The organism is Ercella succinigenes (assembly GCF_900002895.1).
Map to the genome: position 1 here is coordinate 14277 of NZ_CDHP01000050.1, position 20934 is coordinate 35210.

Here is a 20934-nt window from a genome sequence, read left to right on the forward strand (position 1 = left end):
ACAGATGAATCAGCAGATTTTATCCGTTCTGGTAAATAATCATCCCGGGTTATTATCAAAAGTTTCCGGACTTTTCAGCCGTCGCGGCTTTAATATTGAAAGTCTCACCGTGGGTATATGTGAAATACCTGATTGCTCCAGAATGATCATTGTTGTTAATGGTGATGAAGGAACAGTAGATCAGGTTATGAAGCAGCTTAACAAACTAATAGATGTTATTTCTATAGAAAAACTTCCTCGTGACAACGATGTAGAAAGAGAGTTAATTCTGATAAAAATACAAAGTGATTCTCAAAACAGAGCAGAATTAATACAGATAGCAGAAATATTCCGTGCAAAGATAATTGATGTTTCTCCTACCGCTTTGACTTTTGAACTTACAGGTCAGCAAGATAAAATAAGGGCATTCGTAGAATTACTTGAGCCTTTTGGCATAAAACAAATTGTCAGAACAGGGCTGGTAGCATTAGAGCGAAGCTAATCACTCTTTTTTACCGCTGCTCCAATCTGTATGAAAAACACCTTCGATATCAATGCGCTGATAAGTATGTGCACCAAAATAGTCTCTTTGTGCCTGAATCAGATTAACTGGCAGAAAAGCTGTGCGATAACTGTCAAAGTATGCAAGAGAACTGCTGAATCCAGGAACGGAGATGCCGTTTTCTACTGCCAGCACGATAACTTTACGCCAATCAGACTGATATTGATTTATTGCCTGACAAAAATACTCATCTAGCATAAGATTTGCCAGATCAGAATTGTTTTCATAAGCATCCTTAATTCTGTTTAGAAATTGAGCTCTTATAATGCATCCACCTCTAAAAATCATTGCGATATTGCCAAGATTAAGCTTCCAGTCATATTCCTGGGCAGCCTTTTTCATCATATCAAATCCCTGAGCATAAGAACAAATTTTACTGGCATACAAGGCTCTTCTGACAGCTTCTATAAGATCTTTTTTGTCCTGTTCACTTAATTCAGTAGCTGCTTTTTCCGGACCGGTTAAAATTTCAGAAGCAGCAACACGTTCATTTTTCATTGCAGATAAATATCTTTCAAAAACAGCACTTGTTATTGTAGAAACAGGAACACCTATGTCCAAGGCAATCTGACTTGTCCACTTACCGGTTCCCTTCTGTCTTGCAACATCCATAATCATATCAACTAAGAAATTATCTGTTTTATCATCTTTCTGACTGAAAATATCTGCTGTTATTTCTATAAGATAACTATCTAATTCGCCGGCATTCCAGTTTTTAAAAACCTCTTCAATTTCCTGAGGATTCATACCAAGGTGATTTTTTAGGATTGCATAAGCTTCACTAATCAGCTGCATATCGGCATATTCTATTCCGTTATGAACCATTTTTACAAAATGTCCGGCGCCGTTTTCGCCTATATATGTGCAGCATGGATCTCCATCAACCTTGGCTGCTATTGACTCGAAAATATCCTTAACTAAAAAATATGCAGACTCGTCACCACCAGGCATTATAGCCGGTCCGAACCTGGCACCTTCTTCACCACCAGATATTCCTGTACCTAAATACATAAACCCCTGGCTTTGGAGTTCATTATTTCTGCGAACAGTATCTTTATAATACGAATTACCGCCATCTATAATCAAATCACCCTGATCGAGCAGCGGCTTAAGCAGTTCAATAGTCGAATCAACAGCAGCACCTGCTTTAACCATAAGAATTATTTTGCGAGGTTTTTCGATTGATAATATAAAATCTTCCAGACTATAACAATCAATAACAGGTAGACCGTCAGCTTGTTTAATTAATTCAGAAGTTTTTTCAGGAGACCTGTTATATACAGCAACAGTAAAACCATTATCTGCAATATTCAAAGCCAGATTTCTACCCATTACCGCCAGACCAATCACACCAATTACTGCTTGACCTGCAACTGAATTACTCATATCAAAACCTCCCTGTATTTAGAAATTTTATATTTTCAAAATAGCTCTTGCTATCATAAAAAAAGAAAAGAGAGCGCTGGCATCAACAATTGTAGTAATAACAGGGGAAGCCATTATTGCCGGATCCAATTTAAGTTTAGCAGCAAGCAATGGCAGTAAGCTGCCGACAAGCTTTGCTATTACTACAGTTATATAGAGACTGATACCTACTGTTACGGCTAAAGATAAGGAACCATTCATAATATATATTCTAATAATGTTGAAAACTGATAATACAGCTCCTACCAGTACGGCAACTCTTAATTCTTTCCATAAAACACGCGCAACATCAGATATTCTAACTTGATTAAGAGCAAGACCACGAATTATCAGAGTTGCAGCCTGAGAGCCACAGTTACCGCCTGTATCCATCAGCATTGGTATGAAAGCAACAAGAGCAGGCATCACGGCTAGAGAATCCTCAAAAAAAGTAATGATAGTTCCGGTAAAGATTGCTGAAAGCATCAAAAATAATAGCCAGGGAATTCTACGCCTTGCCATTACAAAAGAAGTTGTATCCAGATAAGGCTCATCCGACGGCAGTAAGGCAGCCATCTTTTCAAAGTCCTCGGTGTTTTCTTCCTGAATAACATCAACGATATCATCAACAGTTATTATGCCAACCAATCTTTCTTCTTTATCAGTTACAGGCAATGATATCAGGTCATAGGTGTCAAATAAACGGGCTACCTCTTCCTGATCATCTGTGGTGCGCACAGAAATAATGCTGCTTTCCATAATATTTTCAATTAAATCTGATCTTTCAGAAACCAACATTTTATGAGCTGATACATGTCCGATTAGTTTTCGGAAATCATCTATGACATAGCAGGTGTATACTGTTTCCTTATCAACACCTGTTTGCCTGATATGTTCAAGAGCTTCCTGTACAGTCATATTCTTTCGCAGGTCGACAAATTCAATTGTCATAATACTGCCGGCAGAATCGTCAGGATATTTCAGAAATTGATTTATTAATGATCTAGTTTTAACATCGGTATTTTTGAGCAGACGCTTGACTACATTTGCAGGCATCTCTTCAATAAGATCGACGGCATCATCTAAAAACAAATCATCAATTATTTCCCCTAGCTCCCTATCTGTGATCATATCGATAATTTTCACTTGCAAATCACGGGAAAAATACGAAAAAACATCTGCAGCCATGTTTTTAGGAAGCATTCTAAATACCTTGATCTGCTCAAGAGAATTCAACTCTTCAAAATCCTTTGCCAGATCAACAGGATTTAATTCTTCAAGCTCCAAACGAGCTTCCTGCAGTTTTCTTTCGTGAATTAATTCTAAAATATCTTTGATCATTATTAAGTCCTCCCTAACACAGGGAAATCAAAGACATTCATCAGATGGAATGCATCGGATCGCCCTGTTTTTTAATTATAATTCCACTACTACTGTCGGCGTCCATCAGACATACATTCCTTTCTCTAAGATCAGTTGTCCGGTTGCACGACAAATACAACCGGACGCTTTCCTACTCCGCAAATCATATCAAACCAAGATGCATTGAGTCAATCTTTTTTATCGGTCAAAATCAACTTTTTTCTTTTTGAGCAAAATCTCTTAAAACCTGAGGCAAAATTCCGCCATGACTTAATGTTTGCATTTCCACCTCACTGTCCACTCTTATACGCACAGCAAAAGATATTTCTGCTTTATCTTCGGATACTGCACGAACATGAAGGATACCTTGAGGCTTTATGTCGTGAACAAAATTTTCAAAAAAGAAAGCTTCATCACCGGTAAGACCTATAGTGTCAGCATTCTGATCATCCATAAACTGCAAGGGAATTACGCCCATGCCTATCAGATTACTTCGATGTATCCTCTCATAGCTTTGAGCTATTACAGCCTTAACTCCAAGCAAAGCCGTTCCTTTTGCAGCCCAGTCTCTTGAACTTCCAGAACCATATTCTTTGCCAGCCAATACAATCAAAGGGATATTTTCCAACTGATATTTTTCACTTGCTTCATAAATAGTCATAATTTTATTTGCTGGAATAAACTTTGTAAATCCACCCTCCTTTTCAGGCACGAGTTTATTTCTTATTCTGATATTGGCAAAAGTTCCGCGAATCATGATCTCATGATTGCCACGTCTTGATCCATAGGAATTAAATTGATCAGGCGAAATGTCTTTGGATCTGAGGTATAACCCTGCAGGTGAATCAGATGGAATACTACCGGCAGGAGAAATATGATCGGTTGTTACACTATCTCCCAGCCATGCAAGAACCCTTGCTCCATCTAGTTTGAAAGCAGCAGGTTTTGACAAAGACATGCCATCGACAAAAGGAGGCTGCCTGATATAAGTTGACTCTTTATTCCATTCGTACAAATCTCCACCTGTAACCTTGATTAAATTCCAGCTTTCATTTACAGTCAGTGCCTGTTCATATTCCTTGTGATAAAAATCAATTTCAACATTTTCTTTTATCGCTTCTATAATTTTCTCACCCGAAGGCCATATATCTTTGAGATAAATATCTTCACCTTCTGAACTTTTACCAATAGGTTCTATACCAAAATCTATTCTGACTGTTCCTGCCAGAGCAAATGCTATTACAAGTAATGGCGAAGCAAGATAATTCATTTTAACTTGCGAATGAATTCTTCCTTCAAAATTACGATTACCACTTAATACGGCGGCAACATTAAGATTTTCTTTTTCAATTATTTCTGAAACTTCCCTGATTAGAGGTCCACTATTGCCTATACATGTAGTACAGCCGTAGCCGGCTATATAAAAGCCGAGTTTTTCGAGATATTCTATTAACCCCGACTTTTCAAGATAAGCCGACACCACCCTTGAACCGGGTGCAAGGCTGGTTTTGACATATCTTGGAATTTTAAGGCCTTTTTCCACCGCATTCTTAGCCAATAATCCTGCACCGAGCATAACAGCAGGATTAGAGGTATTAGTACAACTTGTGATTGCTGCAATTACAACTGAGCCATCCGAAATATTTTCCTGATGTCCATCAGTGAAATTTATTTCCAGATGGCGGTCAAAATTTATTGTTTCAAGCCCAAAACCTCCCTGATCCAGAGGCAAAGCAAGTGAAGCATTAGCTGATTTTTTAATTTCTTCAAGAGCTATCAAATCTTGCGGGCGTTTAGGGCCTGACAAAGAAGGCTTGATAGAAGATAAATCCAGTTCAATAATTTCAGTATAAACCGGTGAATTTTCAAATTTATTATCTAGGAAAAGACCTTGTTCCTTGCAATAATTTTCAACAACCTGAATTTGCTCAGCACTTCTTCCTGTAGATTTAAGATATGCAAGAGTTTGATTATCTACTGGGAAAAAACCCATAGTAGCTCCATACTCTGGAGACATATTCGCTACGGTAGCTCGATCCTCTACTGTAATACTATGTATACCATCACCGAAAAATTCGACAAACTTACCTACAACTCCATAATTTCTGAGAATACTTGTTATGGTAAGTGCCAAATCTGTTGCTGTAATCCCTGTTCCCAGCTGCCCGGTTAATCTCATACCAATAACGTCAGGCAGAAGCATTGAAAGGGGCTGTCCCAGCATTGCTGCTTCTGCCTCAATTCCACCAACTCCCCATCCTGGAACGCCAATCCCATTTATCATTGTAGTATGAGAATCGGTTCCAACAAGCGTATCCGGCTCAAGCCAGTTTGTTCCATCTATATCTTTACAACCAACCACCTGGGCTAAATGTTCAAGATTAACCTGGTGAACAATACCTGCAGATGGAGGAAATGCTCTGAAATTAGCAAAAGAAGACTGCGCCCATTTTAAAAATTCATATCTTTCCTTATTTCTTTCATATTCTAGTTTAACATTACACTCAAGTGCATTTTCATCACCAAAACAATCCACCATGACAGAATGATCTATTACAAGATCTACAGGGACAATCGGGTTTATTTTGTCCGGTGAACCTCCCTGATTTTTCCATTCCTGTCTCATTGCCGCCAGATCAGCAACAACAGGAACACCTGTAAAATCCTGTAAAACAACACGAGAAGGCATAAAAGAAATCTCTTTTTTGCCCCCGGCACCATCCCATTGCCTAAAGAGATCAAGGTGATCTTGTGTGAAATTTTCGTTATCATAGTGATGCAAAGTATTCTCAAGCATCAGCCGCAAAGAAAAAGGTAATTTATTCAATGATCCACCGAATTGTTTTTCAAATTCTTTCAACGAGAAGTAATGATAAGTGTTTCCGCCTATAATCATTTGTTTTTTTACATTTTCTAATCCTTTAATAGAACGTGTCTGCATGGATTACCTCCCTGATCACTCAGTGTTTGCGTCTTTATCCTCAATTCTTTTAGGTTCTAACAGAGAAAAAACGAATGATAAAGCCAACAAAATAATAGCTATAATTACCCATGGTCTTTGCAATACCAAAGGACATGAACCAGCAGCAAGCCCACCAGAAAAAAAGTAAGCCTTGACCAGAACATATAGGGCTAGAACGCTACCGCTAATCCATGAGATATTGCTTAAATATTTAAATACTTTATGTCTTTTCACCATTTTTATTTTTCTCCTTTGTATATTATTGTAACAGATCTATTAAATAACCGTATCCTTGTTCCTCCATTTTGTTTATAGGTATAAAACGTAAAGCGGCGGAATTTATACAATATCTTAAACCGCCATTTTCAATTGGACCGTCATTAAATACATGTCCCAGATGAGAATCCCCGACTCTGCTCCGTACTTCTGTTCTTATCATTCCATATGATTTATCAATTTTTTCATTTATGACTTCTGCCACTATTGGTTTGCTGAAGCTTGGCCAGCCACAGCCGGAATCAAATTTATCACCGGATAGAAAAAGAGGCTCACCTGTAACTACATCAACATATATACCAATCTCAAAATTTTTGTCGTATTTGCCGCTAAAAGGAGCTTCAGTCATGTTTTTTTGTGTAATGTTAAATTGATCTTCAGTCAAAATTTTTTTGATCTCATTTTCAGCTGGTTTTTTATATTTTTCAGGATTGATTTTGAACTTTTCAGCTTGTACAACAGGCAAAGAGTCGAAAGATATATGACAATATCCCTGCGGATTTTTCTCTAAATAATTCTGATGATATTCCTCTGCCAAATAAAACTGCCTGATAGGTTCTACTTCAGTTACAATTTTTCTTTTATAGTTCTTTTGAGAGTTTTTTATAAAATTTTCAATTATTTTTTTGTCTGATTCGTCTTTGTAATAAATACCAGATCTGTATTGCACGCCAAAATCATTGCCCTGACGATTTAATAGTGTAGGATCTATTATTTTAAAAAACTGATTTAGTATAAGGTCAAGAGTTATTATTTGAGGATCATACTTTAAATGTACAGCTTCCGCATGGCCTGTATTCTCATAACAAACCTGTTGATAAGTAGGATTTTCAGTTTTGCCGTTTGCATAACCTACAGAAGTCTCTGCGACACCCCTTATTCTTGCCATATATGCTTCCACACCCCAAAAACAACCTCCTGCCAGCCACAATTCTTTTAAAACAGATTTCGAGTAATCTAATGCTCCATTTGGATTTTTCGGTAATAGTTTATATTTAGCTATCATCTCATCACCTTCTTTGACAAAAGAACTGCAGACAAAGCCAATTACTCAACTCTGCAAACAGTTCTTTACAATAATTCATATAATAATTAAAGATCTATTAAGATTTTTAATCTTTTTTCTCCCTCTTAAAGCAAAGGAACCAATCAAGACAATAAACATCATCTCCATGATCATTAACACGTTCTTTAGCACTTCCGCATGAGCCCGGCGGCGGCAAAATCACATCGTCTCCTGGCTGCCAGTTCGCAGGGGTAGCTATACCCTCATTATCAGCCTTCTGCAATGCCAATATAACTCTTTTAATTTCTTGCATATTCCGTCCTGCTGAAGCTGGATAATACATAATTGTTCTTACTATTCCCTTAGGATCAATTATAAATACTGCACGAACGGCCTGTGTTGTTGAAGAATTAGGTTGAAGCATTCCATAAAGCTTGGCTACTTCCATTGAAATATCTTCAATTACAGGAAACATGATCTCAATGTCTTTCATACCATTAAATTCAATTTTTTCCTTAATAGTTCTAAGCCAGGCGATATGTGCATACATACTGTCAATTGACAGTCCCACTAATTCAGTATTGATTCCTCTGAATTCTTCCTGCATACTTCCAAAGGTCATAAATTCAGTAGTGCAAACAGGAGTAAAATCAGCTGGGTGACTAAAAAGAATAACCCATTTCCCTTTGTAATCAGAAGGAAAGTTAATGTCTCCCTGGGTAGTCTTAGCCTTGAATTCAGGAGCAGCATCACCGATCAGCGGCAGTCTTGTAATTTCATCCATTTTAAAATCCTCCTTAGTTTTTGAGCTGTTTGCTCTGCTTGTGAATCAGTTCCTTTTGATCTCAGCCTCAGAAGATTTTATGCTCCCTGAAGCCTTTTATTTTTAAGGCATCTATTACAAACGCCCTTAAAATAGACATTCTCATCATCTATTCTGAACCCTTCAAGTCCTTTTCCCGGCAACAAATCAATATCAAAATCATAAATCACCTGACAGGAACTACATTTGAAATGTCCATGTTTTTTTGTAATGATATCGTATCTTGTTTCATTCCCCTCAATAGTTATTACTCTCACAAGACCTGCCTCAACAAAGACAGACAATGTATTGTAAATAGTAGTACGAGACAAAGACGGCATCTCACAAACAATATCCTTATAAATCTGATCTACCGTAGGATGATCTTTATTTTCAAAAAGATATTCCAGAACTTTTATCCTTTGAGGAGAAGCACGTAGATCTTTTTCTCTCAGCTGATCAAGTAAATATGCTTTATCCACAAAATCCCTCCTCCACAACGGGAATAAAAACTATTAAATAAATTTCATCTTTTTGTTTTCATTCTTTATTTGTAATGATTACAACTTAGCACTCATAAAACAGCATGTCAACCTACCAGAAAAAAAAAGAAGGCTACTGGCTAAATGTGTTTCTTATGTTACTTCAGTTAAAGCTTTTGAGGCGTGATAAGAACTCCTGACTAATGGGCCGGAAGAGACATGTTTAAAACCTATTTTGTAGGCATATTCTTCAAGTTTTTTAAATTCATCTGGATGGATGTATTCAAATACAGGAAAATGCTTTTTTGATGGTGCAAGATACTGGCCTATTGTAAGCAGGTCGCAATGTATGCTACGAAGATCATTCAAGACACTTTCTACTTCTTTTATCGTCTCACCCAATCCAAGCATAATACCAGATTTTGTTAGGGGTCTGTACTCTGATTTACGAGCATAATTAAGCAATTCAAGTGACCTTTCGTATATAGCCTGAGGACGTACCTTATCATATAATCTGGGGATAGTTTCCAAATTGTGATTAAGCACATCTGGTCTGGCAGCAAGGATAATATCTAAATTTTCCCAATTCCCCTGGAGATCTGGAATTAATACTTCTATAGTTGTTTTACCCTCCGTTTGAGATCTCACAGCATTTATTACGGATGCAAATTGTCCGGCTCCGCCATCTGATAAATCATCTCTGGTAACAGATGTTATAACAACATGGTTTAACCCAAGTTCTCTTACAGCCTTGGCAAGGTTAACTGGCTCATTTAAGTCTACTGCCTGGGGACTACCTTTTGAAACTGCACAAAAAGTACATCTTCTGGTACATTGGTTGCCAAGAATCATAAAAGTGGCTGTTCTTTGTCCAAAACACTCCCCACAATTAGGACAACTGGCCTGCTCACAAACAGTGTTCAGACTAAGATTTCTAAGTATAGACATTACCTCTTCATTTTGTCTGCCGCTATTTGCCGGAACTCTAAACCAATCAGGTTTACTAATTCTCGCTTTACCGTTGTTGTAATTTTCATAATTATTATTCAAATCCTAAGCCCTCATATAACTATCTTATTCCAAATCATTAAAGCATTTGCAAATATCTTTTATTTTATATTGTTAAATCATCAATACCAATTTCAACCGGTATTCTGTCAAAAGCTTTACTTAAATAGTTAATTGCTTCTTTTTTTATTTTTGAAAAATCTGTTTTACAACCTTTAATTTTTTCTACAGAAGTAACCCCCATGGAAAGACCGCAAGGATTAATCCAATTAAAGTGGCTTAAATCTGTATTTACATTAAAAGCAAAGCCATGCATTGTAACCCATTTCTTTACAGCTATTCCTATAGCAACAATTTTTTCATCACCTATCCATACCCCTGTATATTTATCCTGCCTCTTATGTGCATTTATTTGATATTCACTCTTTAACAAATCTATCAGAGCATTTTCTATACTGCCGACATATCCGCGAACACTACCTGGGAAATTGTCTATCTTCATGATTGGATATCCAACAAGTTGGCCCGGTCCATGATAAGTAACGTCTCCTCCCCTGTTAACCTCATAGCAGGAAACACCTAGTTTTTCCATATCATGGTCGCTCAAAAAAATATTGTTCCTGTCGGTTCTTATGCCCATTGTTAAAACAGGTGGATGTTCGACAAGCAGAATAGTATCTTCAACTAAATCATTTTGTCTTTTTTCCAATAAATCATACTGTATATTCAAAGCTTCCATATAATCCATTGACCCAAGATCGCAAACATTTATTTTCCCCATAAAGACCTCATTTTTATTGCTTAACACTTTAATTATTTTAGTTGTTTCTATATTAACACAAAGATGCCCTGTCTTGTTATTAACATTACATCTTTGCAGCAATATGACAATAAAACATGTTTTAAATTTAAAATTATTGTATAATATTTATATAATAATAAAATCTGTATGGAGGTGCAATAAATGAAAAAGATATTAGTACCTATTGATGGTTCCGATTGTTCAAACAGAGCTATTGATATGGCAAAAGAGTTGGCTTTGCTTTATAAGAGCAATATAGTTTTACTGCATGTAGGAACAGATTTTCATTACCAGTTTTATCCTGTAAGTCCTTTTGGTGCTGATGGAGTTCCCTTCCCTCAAGAATTTATCGATAGAATAGAGCGCGTTGCTCATGAAATACTTGAAGCAGGATTGTCCCGCTGCGTAGAACTGGGAGATAGAGTTGATACTGTTTTTCTTGAAGGCAAGCCTGCCGATGTTATTTCAGATTACGTTGAAACTCATGATATAGATATGGTCGTAATGGGCTCTCATGGTGCCAGCGGATTCAAAAGATTTTTGATGGGCAATGTAACTAATAAGGTTGCCTTGACAATAGCAAAACCAATTTTAATAATTAAGTGAAAAATATATTGTCATCATGTGTTCTCTATGATACATTTGATTGGAAAAGACTTTAATCTGGTCCAGAGAGGCAAGAAAGTCTATGATAATCGCTTGGATTCTATTATTTTTCTGTGATGGTGCAGTGGTAGTTAATCCGTGTTGTTGATTCTGGCTTTCTGATGCCTTGTGTGTCAGAAGGCTTTTTATTTTCAAACGGATTCATGTATTAGGAGGAAGGAACATCATGGAAGAACAATCAGGCTTAATCATCGACATCAGAGAAAAACCAGGTTTAAGCAAAGGAATTTTATTAAGTTTTCAGCATGTTTTTGCTATGTTTGGTGCTACGGTACTGGTACCTTTTTTAACTGGGCTGCCTTTAAACACTGCATTACTTGCTTCAGGTATAGGTACTCTGATCTATATTCTGTGCACAGGAGCCAGAGTTCCTGTATATCTGGGTAGTTCTTTTGCTTATATAGCAGCAATTATAGCAGCTTTAGGAGCGACTCCCGACCAGGCAGATTTTTTCGAAAGTGCTAATTTTGCAGCAGCTGCCACAGGTCTTATGTGCATAGGTGCAACTTATGTAATTGTTTCTTTAATTATCAGATTTGTTGGTAAAAATTGGCTGCGCAAACTTTTGCCACCAATTGTTGTTGGTCCGATGATAGCTGTAATTGGTCTAGGTCTTGCAAGCACAGCTGTTGGTATGGCAGGTCTTAACAGTGCAGATGGAATGGATCCTCAAACGGTAGCAATTGCTCTTATAGCAATGCTTTCAACTGCTCTTATCGCTGTACATGCAAAAGGCTTTTTCAAAATTGTTCCTATCATATCAGGTATAGGCATTGGTTTTTTAAGTGCAGTAATTATTGATCTTATCTTTAATCTAGGCGGAGATACAATTGTTGTCAGCCAGCTTGCTGCTATAGGAAAAGATATCGCTGCAGGAAATATTTTTGAAGCACCAAAAATAATGCTGCCATTCGGTAATAATCTCGAAAATACAGGTCCATTCGTTTTTTACGGACTTGATTTCAGTGCAGCTCTGGCAATGTTACCTCTGGCATTTGTTACAATTGCAGAACATATCGGTGATCATACTGTTTTAGGAAAGATATGTAATCGTGACTTTTTGCAAGATCCAGGACTTGACCGTACTGTTCTGGGAGATGGTATAGCTACCTTCTGTGCAGGCATGATCGGAGGTCCAGCCAATACTACATATGGCGAAAACACCGGTGTTGTTGGCTTGACTAAAGTAGGATCAGTCTACGTTACCGGCGGTGCTGCCGTTATTGCTGTTTTTCTGGCATTCATAAAACCTGTAAAAGATCTTATTTCTTCTATTCCGCTTCCTGTTATGGGTGGAATAAGCATTATTTTATTCGGTTTTATCGCCGCAAATGGTTTGAGAGTTATTACAGATGCACGAGTTGATTTTAGTCAAACCAGAAATGTTATTATTTGTGCTGTCATGTTAATACTGGGTCTTGGTGGAGCAGCCTTCCAAATCACAAGTCTTACTGTTATCTCTGGCATGGCTTTGGCCGCAGTAGCAGGGGTAATCTTAAATCTGATACTCCCGGAAGAAAAAGCAGCAGAAATAGACAAAATAAAAAAATCAAAATAACAAACATAAATTTACGAGGTTAATCACAATGTCTGATAACGTACTTAACAAAAACACCGAAGCTGGTAGTGAAAGCACAGATAAAATTGTATATCAGAAATTAGATCCTAAAGCAATAAGACTATGGAGACTATCCAGATTTATAGGTCTGATTATATTAATTATCTTACTGATTGCAGGCTATCTGATTACAGCAAATCGATTTAATGATTTACCTGGTGATTTGTCGTGGATACAATGGTATGTTATTGGCAGTCTGATTATTATAGCTTTTCAACTTTTGAACATTTTAGTCTATCCTATCATCGAGTACAGGCAATGGTCTTATTGCCTTACTCCTGATAGGATAGAGATAAAAAAAGGAATCATATTTCATCAGACAACAATAATTCCAATAACAAGAATTCAACATGTAACTGTTAATGAAGGACCCCTGGCCAGACTTTATAAACTGGCAGGTCTTGACATAATGACAGCAGGTAGTTCTTCAAAAATAGATTGTTTATCGGCAGATATAGCAAGACAACTTTGTGATCAGCTGAAAACAGCGGTAAATTTTAAAGTATTAAATAAAAAGGCAAACTCAGATAAGGATGCAGATTAATGGAACCGGTACGTTGTCATATATCTATGATTTTTGAAAAAGCGCTGACTTTGCTAAGGCAGCTTATACCTACTATTCTTGTTTTAGGAATCAGTCTCAGAGGGCTGCATATATTATGGCTTAGCGGAGCAATTCTGCTTCTTCTTTTGCTCGCAGGACTTTATCTTGTATTGCTATGGCGCAACACCTGGGTTTATACGGATCAGAATCAGCTGGTTACAATCTCAGGGGTTCTTTGGAAAACACAAACAGCGATACCTTTTGACAAGATTAATACTGTTGATTTAAGTAGAAATGTTATCCAGAGAATTCTTGGCACATGTAGAGTAAAGATTGATACCGGTGTTGTAAAAGAAGCAAAAAAAGGCTCTGAAGTTGATTTGGTTTTCTCCGTTGAACAGGCCAGAGAGATAAGAAAGCAGATTTTAAGTCTGGCAGCAGACGCCCGCAGTGAGAATTCGGATAGCAAAAACGAAACTAATTTGAATAATGAAAAACATCTTTATGATGATCAGACCGTGCAGGACAATAAAACAGTTTATCAGCATAGTGAAGTAGATAAACTAACTTATGGAAAAAATGTTTCTTCTTTTTTAGGCGTTGACGAGCTTGAAGCAGATCAGTCATTGACAGGTGAAGCTCCTCAGTCAGTCAAAGCCGAGTATATAGCTAAATTGAACGATCTGCTTGTTTTTTCGCTCACAAGAAATAAGCTTGCAGCCGGTATTTTGGCGATAATATCAATATTCTTTTTCATTGAGCAATTGGCAGGTAGTTTAATATCTGCTCCAATTGTTGATTTTTTTGAAAAATCCTGGGAAAATGTCTCAAGACAAAACCTGTTTTTTATAATAATGTTCGTTATTGCTTTAATCATACTGTATTTTATTTTGTCAAATATAATAAGCATGGTGATGACAGTAATAAAGTATTATCATTTTAGAGTACGACGCAGCAGTGACACAATTTATATACGTTATGGTTTATTCACTGAAAAGAATTTCTCTTTGCCCATTCATAACGTACATGCAATCATAATAAAACAAAACATGTTGCGCCAGGTATTCAATCGGGCAAGCATAGAAATAGAATCAATAGGTTACGGTGACGATGATAAAGAAATTTCTCTTTTATTTCCTCTGATAAAAATAAAAAATATAGACAAAGAACTAGCTGCAATTCTTCCAGAATATGCTGGTAAAACCGATTTGCAAAAAGCACCAGTCAGAGCTATGCGGAGATTTTTCATTGTACCCACTCTATCAACAATAATACTAATCGCAATACCGTCATTAATATTTCTGAAACAGGCTTTATTGTTGCTGATACCAGCCTTGCTTTTTGTCTGGATTAGCTCTTATCTGAGTTATAGAAATGCAGCAATTGGTTATAACAACGACATTCTGGAAATCCGAAACGGCAGTTTCCATAAAATCCTGTACAGAATAAGCATGGATGCAGTTCAAAATATAGGTACCTATAGCCATCCTCTTATTGAGAGAGACAGTCTGGCAAATTTTAAAATTGATTATCACGCAGCTGTATTAAAATCGAGCGTAGTTGTCAGATTCCTTGATGACAGGCATTTGCCAATGATTCGCAATCTACTGGAAAAATCTTGAATTCACAAAAAAGTAAAAATTTGCATGTTTATATTTTTCAAATTATAATTGTAGCAGAATTACAGATTATTTATTAAATTAGGAGAGTGATTTTTTGGATCCGGACAGTAGGTGGCAAATCGCCGCTTTAATAATGCTTCTGATTATGTCAGGTTTTTTTTCTGCTTCAGAAACAGCTTTAATGAGTATAAACAAGATCAGACTTCGTCAAAAAATTGAAGAAAAAAACAAGTCTGCCATACTTGTTGGGAAAATGCTCGATCAGCCTGATCATTGGTTAAGTGCCATTCTTGTAGGTAACAATCTGGTTAATATAGGCGCTTCGGCATTAGCTACCTCCATTGCTATAAGAGCTTTAGGCAACCGCGGAGTCGCTATAGCAACGGGAATTACGACACTTCTCGTTTTAATATTTGCTGAAATCACACCTAAATCTCTTGCCTCCGGCAAAGCAGAATCAATTGCATTATTTGTATCAAGACCAATTTATGCTCTTATGAAAATTCTCAGACCAATAATATATATTCTTACAGGTATAACCCAGCTGATTCTAAAACTATTTGGATTAAACAAAACAGGTGCCGAACCGCATGTGACAGAAGAAGAGCTCAAAACAATGATGGATGTAAGTCATGAAGAAGGAGTTCTTGAGGGCGGGGAGAAGAGACTTCTTGAAAAAGTCTTTGAGTTCGGGGATGAACAGGTAAGATATGTAATGATTCCAAGGACAGAGGTTACCGCCATAGATATCAACAGCAGTATGTCACAGGTAAGAGAAGTCTTCGAGCAAACAAGATTTTCCAGACTTCCTGTTTATGATGAAACTCTTGATAGCATAATAGGTCTTTTGCACATGAAGGACTTTTATTTGTTCAGAGGATCTGAAAATGATTTTAGGATATCTGAACTAATTAGAAAACCTTACTATACTATTGAAAGCAAAAGAATTGCAGATCTTTTTGAAGAAATGCGAACAAAAAAACAGCCCATGGCTGTGGTGGTTGATGAATACGGTGGTACAGCAGGAATCATTACAACTCAAGATATTATTGAAGTCATATTCGGAGATATTGACGACGAACATGATCTGGATAATATTGATATTCAGCAAATGAGCGAAAATGAATACTGGATCAAAGGCTCCATAAGACTAAAAGAATTAAATGATACGCTGGGAATAGAATTGGAATCAGATGACTATGAGACAATCGGCGGATTAATTATCGGCAAGCTTGGCACATTTCCAGCCAAAGGTGCCACATTGATGATAGACGGTCTATTATGTCAGGTTCTTGAGCGTAGCAGAACGAAGATAATAAAAGTAAGTATTAAACTTAATAATTAAAGCAATGCAAATTAAAAACCAGTCTCTATCCAATACTATCACGGATATATAGACTGGTTTTTTGTTATTTTACAAATTGCTTATTTACGACGATTTTTTTTAGTTATCTTAAACTGTTTATGTCCACCAGAAAGGTTATAAACTTTAGAAAAGCCATTATTGATCAAAATATTCTGTGCAGCATTGCCTGTAGTGCCTTTATTACAATAGGTTATTACAGGTTTATTTTTATCAAGGCTGGCTATCTTTTGTCTTAAACTTACATGTGGCATACTGACTGCATTATCTACATGTGACTCAGAATACTGACCTTCTTCCCTTGCATCAATAACCTGAACGGAATCCTTGTCACAACAGCTTAATTCATCTGATGTAATAAGCGCTCTTCCCTGACTGATTGCATTGTCTAAAATCATGCCCGTGTACATAACAGGATCTTTTGTGGTTGAAAATGGTGGTGCATAAGCAAGATCAAGATGAAATAGATCTGATACTTTGAGACCTGCTGTTATAGCTGTTACAAAAACATCAATTCTTTTATCCACACCTTCATAACCAATAATTTGAACACCTAATAATTTTTCAGTTGAACGGTCGGCTATGGTTTTGATAACCATTTCACGGCCTCCAAAATAGGTTGGCTTATCTGGTTTTATATTGTGACTCACAATAACATCATAATCAGAATCTCTTGCTTCTTTTTCACTAAGACCACAAGCAGCAATTGCCATTTCATATATTTTGAATATCCCCGTTCCTGCAACTCCTCTGAAAGCAAGACAGCCACCGGTTATCATATCACCGGCAATTCTTCCCATTTTATTTGCTGTTGATCCAAGAGGTCTGTATAAAGCTCTGCCATCAATAACAGAAAACGCTTCTGCACAATCTCCACAAGCATAAACATCCGGCAGATTAGTTCTCATGCAGGCATCAACTGCAATTGCGCCTGTGCTTCCCAGGTTAACCCCCATCTCTACAGCTAGTCCTACATTGGGTTTGATACCTGCAGCCATGATAACAATATCTGCTTCAATTTCTGTATTATCCGAAAGAACCACTGTCTTCTCATTAATTTTTATTACACTGCTGTCAGTATAGATATCTATATTCTTATTTTTTAAATATTCTTCCAGATAAGGTGCCATGTCAGGATCAACAAAAGGACATAACTGTGGCAATTTCTCTACCAGTGAGACTTTGATACCACATGCAGTTAGATTCTCCACCATTTCAAGCCCTATAAAACCACTACCTATTACCACAGCCTGTGCAGGCTTGTTATTATCAATTCTTGATTTAATACTAACTGCATCAGAAGGTGATCTTAAAGTAAAAACATGCGGCAGTTCAGCACCAGGAACTGGCAGTTTAACTGCAATTGCACCTGTTGCGATAACCAAAATATCAAATTCATCCTCAAAAACAGAATCTGCTTCTAAATTATTTATCTGGATTTTTCTTTTTTCATAATCTATTTTAACTACTTCATGTCTTGTCTTAACATCTACATTATACTTATTCTTAAAAAAATCAGCATTTCTTGGAGTGAGCTTCTTTATATCATCAACCTTGCCACCTATATAATAAGGAAGGCCGCAACCAGAATATGATATATATTTATCTCGCTCATATATAATGATGTCTGCAGTTTCATCATTTCTTCTTGCTTTTGCTGCAGCTGATGTTCCGGCTGCTACAGCCCCAATAATAATTATTCTTTTAGGTCTGTTTGGGGCAGAAGATTTACTATTCATATCAAGTTGCTCCTCCCTTATAATCAAAAAGATCCAAATTTCACTGTTTCAGATAGAGGCTTCCTTCTGGTACTATGTCGTTCTGAAGAAGCAGCCTCACTAGCTGCAGCTTCTTTTGTAGCATAACCAAGACAAAGAATATTTACAGGCTCTACCCCCTCTGGGATATTAAACTCTTTCTTAATTATATCCGGTTCAAAGCGGCAAATCCATAAAGATCCTAAACCTATATCTGTAGCAGCAAGCATCATATGGTCTGTAATTATACTTGCATCGATATGGGCACTATCCAAATCATCATAACTACGTTTCCATGTTTGATCATGATCTGCACAGACAATGATACATACAGGTGCACCAAATCTTTTCGTAGCTTTATCAATTTTTTGCAGACTCTGTTCATCATTTGCAACAATTAAAATCTGAGGCTGTCCATTTCTAGCGGTCGGCGCAATTCTACCCGCCTCCAGAACAATATCTAATTTGCTTTTTTCTACAGACTTGTCCTGATAATCTCTTACCGAATATCTTTTTCGAATGACCTCCATAAAATCCATAAAAATCTCCTTTCTGCTTTAAGCACAAGTCAAATAATTAATTTTCCATTAATAACCTAGTACATTTTAGCAAAATGCAACATTTAAGACCAATCGAAAGCTATAATAAGTTAAATTATATCAAATAGCATAATGCCTGGCTCATTCTGAAAATAAAATCAATGTTAATTTTCAGAAGCCCAAATAAAATAAGGCATTAAACGGAGGAACAAATGTATAAAATCAAAGAGTTTTTATCGCGGTTCATGTATGGTAGATACGGTACTGATCAACTGTATTTTGCACTTTTTGTTACATATATTATTCTTTTTATAGTAAATCTTTTTGCTAGAACTTATATAATATCTGTTTTTCAATGGTTTATTATTATTTATATGCTGTTCAGAGTATTTTCCAAAAAAATATACGCAAGACAAAAAGAGAACATGTTTTTTCTAAATTATTGGAGCAAGATAAAAAAATGGAGCAATCTATCTGCAAAGCGCTTAAAAGAAATAAAAACAAAAAGATACCGTAAATGTCCAAACTGCAGTGCTAATCTAAGACTAAACAGAAAATTAGGTAAGCATATTGTAAATTGTCCGCGCTGTAATAAAGATTTTACTGTAACAATAAGAATATAATACTAATACAGACTTCGAAAAAAGAATCGTTTGAAATCCCAGCACGTTGAAAGGAATGGTTGCAAATGGCAAATATTCTGGATTATATTTTGTGGCGCGGAGATCTTGATCTGAGCCAAAGCGAATTCAACGAAGTTGACAATCTAATTTTATCTAAGATTGCCTATCTTAATTTCGAAGAAATTGTTGATAATAGTGCTGAGAAAAAAATAGCACTAAAAGATGCGGCACAGAAATATTTTGAAGCTGATCGCCACAGATTGAAAAATACAGGCGATCTTCTTTACGACGAATTTATTGAATTATTAAAATTAGCAGCTTCCAGCCGAAGATTTCAGAATTTATTTTTATCTGCCTATGTCGATATCAGAGATACGGAAACAGAAACTCAGTTCAGTGCGATAACAATAGAATTATGCAAAAATACTTCTTATATAGCTTTCAGTGGAACTGATGATACATTGATAGGCTGGAAAGAAGATTTTAAAATGAGTTTTCTTGATGTTGTCCCTGCCCAAGAAAAAGCTCTTAAGTATTATATAGACGTTGCAAACAAACTTGGCAGACGTTATAAATTTTATTTAGGAGGTCATTCTAAAGGTGGTAATCTGGCTGTTTATGCCGCTGTAAATGCACCTGAGAGTCTGCAAAAGAGAATCAATGGCATTTATAATAACGATGGACCAGGATTCAAGGAATCGCTTTTGCAGACAGAGAAATATCAAAGAATATCTGGGAAAGTAACAACTATTGTTCCGCAATCGTCAATTGTAGGTATGCTTCTAGAGCACGAAGAAAACTATACGGTCGTAAAAAGTAATCAAAAAGCTTTTTTGCAGCATTATGGATTTAATTGGGAAGTTATAGGATCTTCTTTTATCCATCTAAAAAGCATAACAAAAGAAAGTCAGATGCTTGATAAAACTCTAAAAAAACTACTAAATAGTCTTACAATAGAACAAAGAGAAGTCTTTACAAATTCACTTTTTGATGTTCTTTCAAGCAATGATAACAAAACAATATCTGAAATACGTGAAGATGGTTTGAAAGCATTTATAGCAATGATCAAAACATATGAAGGGCTTGACAAAGAAATTAAAAAAGCAATAAGCGATACTGCAGCTCTTTTATTTGCAGAAAGTGTTAAGGCAATTAGATTTGTTTCAAAACCAGAACAATGGAAAGAAAGATTACCGCTAATAAAAAGCAAAAACAAAGAATCCGATTCATAACCCTAAGTGATAAATAATTTTGTTTTTATGAAAAAAATACCGTTGCTGAAATTTTATCAACAACGGTTTTTTTCTGGTTGCGGAGGGAGGACTCGAACCTCCGACCTTCGGGTTATGAGCCCGACAAGCTACCAACTGCTCCACTCCGCGGTATTAAATTTGTACTGCACATTTAAGAAATGCGACTGGTGCTCGTGGCCGGACTCGAACCGGCACGGGGTTTAAATCCGACGGATTTTAAGTCCGTTGCGTCTGCCAGTTCCGCCACACGAGCAGATCTTCATTTATCGTGCTTGACTATAATATCACCGCTTAAACAGTTTGT

Annotated in this window: 19 protein-coding genes and 2 tRNA genes; 8 read left to right on the forward strand and 13 right to left on the reverse strand. The window is 36.5% G+C overall.

The window, feature by feature from the left end; genetic code table 11:
• The first annotated feature begins 4 nt into the window (after window positions 1-4).
• Window positions 5-481 carry an acetolactate synthase small subunit gene (gene ilvN, locus AC0KSB_RS11425; protein ID WP_472309378.1) on the forward strand — a complete coding sequence of 159 codons (477 nt, stop codon included), beginning with the start codon at window positions 5-7 and terminating at the stop codon, window positions 479-481.
• On the opposite strand, the gene gndA is transcribed toward ilvN, so the two are convergent.
• The 9 genes from gndA to lipB form a co-directional block, all read right to left on the reverse strand.
• On the reverse strand, window positions 482-1927 hold the full coding sequence (gene gndA, locus AC0KSB_RS11430; RefSeq protein ID WP_472309380.1) for an NADP-dependent phosphogluconate dehydrogenase: 1446 nt from the start codon (window positions 1925-1927) through the stop codon (window positions 482-484).
• Window positions 1928-1954: 27 nt separating this feature from the next.
• The gene (gene mgtE / locus AC0KSB_RS11435; protein WP_472309382.1) at window positions 1955-3286 is read right to left on the reverse strand and encodes a magnesium transporter; all 1332 of its coding nucleotides are present in this window, start codon (window positions 3284-3286) and stop codon (window positions 1955-1957) included.
• Window positions 3287-3518: 232 nt separating this feature from the next.
• A complete protein-coding gene (gene acnA / locus AC0KSB_RS11440) occupies window positions 3519-6248 on the reverse strand; it encodes an aconitate hydratase AcnA (RefSeq protein WP_472309384.1) in 2730 nt (909 codons plus the stop codon).
• A gap of 15 nt (window positions 6249-6263) precedes the next feature.
• Window positions 6264-6506 (reverse strand): hypothetical protein, encoded by a 243-nt coding sequence (locus tag AC0KSB_RS11445; RefSeq protein ID WP_472309386.1) that lies wholly within the window; start codon window positions 6504-6506, stop codon window positions 6264-6266.
• A gap of 22 nt (window positions 6507-6528) precedes the next feature.
• Entirely contained in the window at window positions 6529-7551 is a 1023-nt protein-coding gene (gene msrA, locus AC0KSB_RS11450) for a peptide-methionine (S)-S-oxide reductase MsrA (protein WP_472309388.1), read from the reverse strand.
• A 106-nt stretch (window positions 7552-7657) separates the two neighbouring features.
• Complete coding sequence (locus tag AC0KSB_RS11455; RefSeq protein ID WP_472309390.1) at window positions 7658-8335, reverse strand: peroxiredoxin; 678 nt, start codon at window positions 8333-8335, stop codon at window positions 7658-7660.
• Window positions 8336-8412: 77 nt separating this feature from the next.
• Window positions 8413-8835 (reverse strand): Fur family transcriptional regulator, encoded by a 423-nt coding sequence (locus AC0KSB_RS11460; protein ID WP_472309392.1) that lies wholly within the window; start codon window positions 8833-8835, stop codon window positions 8413-8415.
• 153 nt (window positions 8836-8988) lie between these two features.
• Window positions 8989-9885 (reverse strand): lipoyl synthase, encoded by an 897-nt coding sequence (gene lipA, locus AC0KSB_RS11465; RefSeq protein ID WP_472309394.1) that lies wholly within the window; start codon window positions 9883-9885, stop codon window positions 8989-8991.
• A gap of 64 nt (window positions 9886-9949) precedes the next feature.
• Window positions 9950-10624: a lipoyl(octanoyl) transferase LipB gene (gene lipB / locus AC0KSB_RS11470; protein WP_472309396.1), complete on the reverse strand. Its 675-nt coding sequence runs from the start codon at window positions 10622-10624 to the stop codon at window positions 9950-9952.
• Between the two features lie 183 nt (window positions 10625-10807).
• Here lipB and AC0KSB_RS11475 point away from each other — a divergent pair, with 183 nt between their 5' ends.
• The 5 genes from AC0KSB_RS11475 (at window position 10808) to AC0KSB_RS11495 (ending at window position 16440) form a co-directional block, all read left to right on the forward strand.
• The gene (locus tag AC0KSB_RS11475) at window positions 10808-11251 is read left to right on the forward strand and encodes a universal stress protein (RefSeq protein WP_472309398.1); all 444 of its coding nucleotides are present in this window, start codon (window positions 10808-10810) and stop codon (window positions 11249-11251) included.
• A gap of 226 nt (window positions 11252-11477) precedes the next feature.
• Window positions 11478-12869: a uracil-xanthine permease family protein gene (locus AC0KSB_RS11480; RefSeq protein WP_472309400.1), complete on the forward strand. Its 1392-nt coding sequence runs from the start codon at window positions 11478-11480 to the stop codon at window positions 12867-12869.
• Window positions 12870-12897: 28 nt separating this feature from the next.
• Window positions 12898-13473 (forward strand): PH domain-containing protein, encoded by a 576-nt coding sequence (locus tag AC0KSB_RS11485; RefSeq protein WP_472309402.1) that lies wholly within the window; start codon window positions 12898-12900, stop codon window positions 13471-13473.
• A complete protein-coding gene (locus tag AC0KSB_RS11490) occupies window positions 13473-15095 on the forward strand; it encodes a PH domain-containing protein (protein ID WP_472309404.1) in 1623 nt (540 codons plus the stop codon). The genes AC0KSB_RS11485 and AC0KSB_RS11490 overlap by 1 nt, the downstream gene beginning before the upstream one ends.
• 94 nt (window positions 15096-15189) lie before the next feature.
• Window positions 15190-16440 (forward strand): HlyC/CorC family transporter, encoded by a 1251-nt coding sequence (locus AC0KSB_RS11495; RefSeq protein WP_472309406.1) that lies wholly within the window; start codon window positions 15190-15192, stop codon window positions 16438-16440.
• A gap of 80 nt (window positions 16441-16520) precedes the next feature.
• Here the strand turns inward: AC0KSB_RS11495 and AC0KSB_RS11500 are convergent, their stop codons facing one another.
• Window positions 16521-18197, reverse strand: a complete 1677-nt coding sequence (locus AC0KSB_RS11500) for an FAD-dependent oxidoreductase (protein ID WP_472309408.1) — start codon at window positions 18195-18197, stop codon at window positions 16521-16523.
• A 23-nt stretch (window positions 18198-18220) separates the two neighbouring features.
• Window positions 18221-18754, reverse strand: a complete 534-nt coding sequence (locus tag AC0KSB_RS11505) for a nitroreductase family protein (protein ID WP_472309410.1) — start codon at window positions 18752-18754, stop codon at window positions 18221-18223.
• A 212-nt stretch (window positions 18755-18966) separates the two neighbouring features.
• Between AC0KSB_RS11505 and AC0KSB_RS11510 the strand changes: the two genes are divergently transcribed.
• Window positions 18967-19377, forward strand: a complete 411-nt coding sequence (locus tag AC0KSB_RS11510; RefSeq protein WP_472309412.1) for a hypothetical protein — start codon at window positions 18967-18969, stop codon at window positions 19375-19377.
• A 65-nt stretch (window positions 19378-19442) separates the two neighbouring features.
• The gene (locus AC0KSB_RS11515) at window positions 19443-20609 is read left to right on the forward strand and encodes a DUF2974 domain-containing protein (RefSeq protein WP_472309414.1); all 1167 of its coding nucleotides are present in this window, start codon (window positions 19443-19445) and stop codon (window positions 20607-20609) included.
• Window positions 20610-20683: 74 nt separating this feature from the next.
• Here AC0KSB_RS11515 and AC0KSB_RS11520 read toward each other — a convergent pair.
• Window positions 20684-20759 (reverse strand) — tRNA-Met (locus AC0KSB_RS11520).
• 36 nt (window positions 20760-20795) lie between these two features.
• A tRNA-Leu gene (locus tag AC0KSB_RS11525) sits at window positions 20796-20883 on the reverse strand.
• Between the last annotated feature and the right edge of the window lie 51 nt (window positions 20884-20934).

Coding starts and splice junctions, on each gene's coding strand:
- ilvN (WP_472309378.1), top strand. CDS start 5: ATGAATCAGCAGATTTTATCCGTTCTGGTAAATAATCATCCCGGGTTA.
- gndA (WP_472309380.1), bottom strand. CDS start 1,927: ATGAGTAATTCAGTTGCAGGTCAAGCAGTAATTGGTGTGATTGGTCTG.
- mgtE (WP_472309382.1), bottom strand. CDS start 3,286: ATGATCAAAGATATTTTAGAATTAATTCACGAAAGAAAACTGCAGGAA.
- acnA (WP_472309384.1), bottom strand. CDS start 6,248: ATGCAGACACGTTCTATTAAAGGATTAGAAAATGTAAAAAAACAAATG.
- AC0KSB_RS11445 (WP_472309386.1), bottom strand. CDS start 6,506: ATGGTGAAAAGACATAAAGTATTTAAATATTTAAGCAATATCTCATGG.
- msrA (WP_472309388.1), bottom strand. CDS start 7,551: ATGATAGCTAAATATAAACTATTACCGAAAAATCCAAATGGAGCATTA.
- AC0KSB_RS11455 (WP_472309390.1), bottom strand. CDS start 8,335: ATGGATGAAATTACAAGACTGCCGCTGATCGGTGATGCTGCTCCTGAA.
- lipB (WP_472309396.1), bottom strand. CDS start 10,624: ATGGGGAAAATAAATGTTTGCGATCTTGGGTCAATGGATTATATGGAA.
- AC0KSB_RS11475 (WP_472309398.1), top strand. CDS start 10,808: ATGAAAAAGATATTAGTACCTATTGATGGTTCCGATTGTTCAAACAGA.
- AC0KSB_RS11480 (WP_472309400.1), top strand. CDS start 11,478: ATGGAAGAACAATCAGGCTTAATCATCGACATCAGAGAAAAACCAGGT.
- AC0KSB_RS11485 (WP_472309402.1), top strand. CDS start 12,898: ATGTCTGATAACGTACTTAACAAAAACACCGAAGCTGGTAGTGAAAGC.
- AC0KSB_RS11490 (WP_472309404.1), top strand. CDS start 13,473: ATGGAACCGGTACGTTGTCATATATCTATGATTTTTGAAAAAGCGCTG.
- AC0KSB_RS11500 (WP_472309408.1), bottom strand. CDS start 18,197: ATGAATAGTAAATCTTCTGCCCCAAACAGACCTAAAAGAATAATTATT.
- AC0KSB_RS11505 (WP_472309410.1), bottom strand. CDS start 18,754: ATGGATTTTATGGAGGTCATTCGAAAAAGATATTCGGTAAGAGATTAT.
- AC0KSB_RS11510 (WP_472309412.1), top strand. CDS start 18,967: ATGTATAAAATCAAAGAGTTTTTATCGCGGTTCATGTATGGTAGATAC.
- AC0KSB_RS11515 (WP_472309414.1), top strand. CDS start 19,443: ATGGCAAATATTCTGGATTATATTTTGTGGCGCGGAGATCTTGATCTG.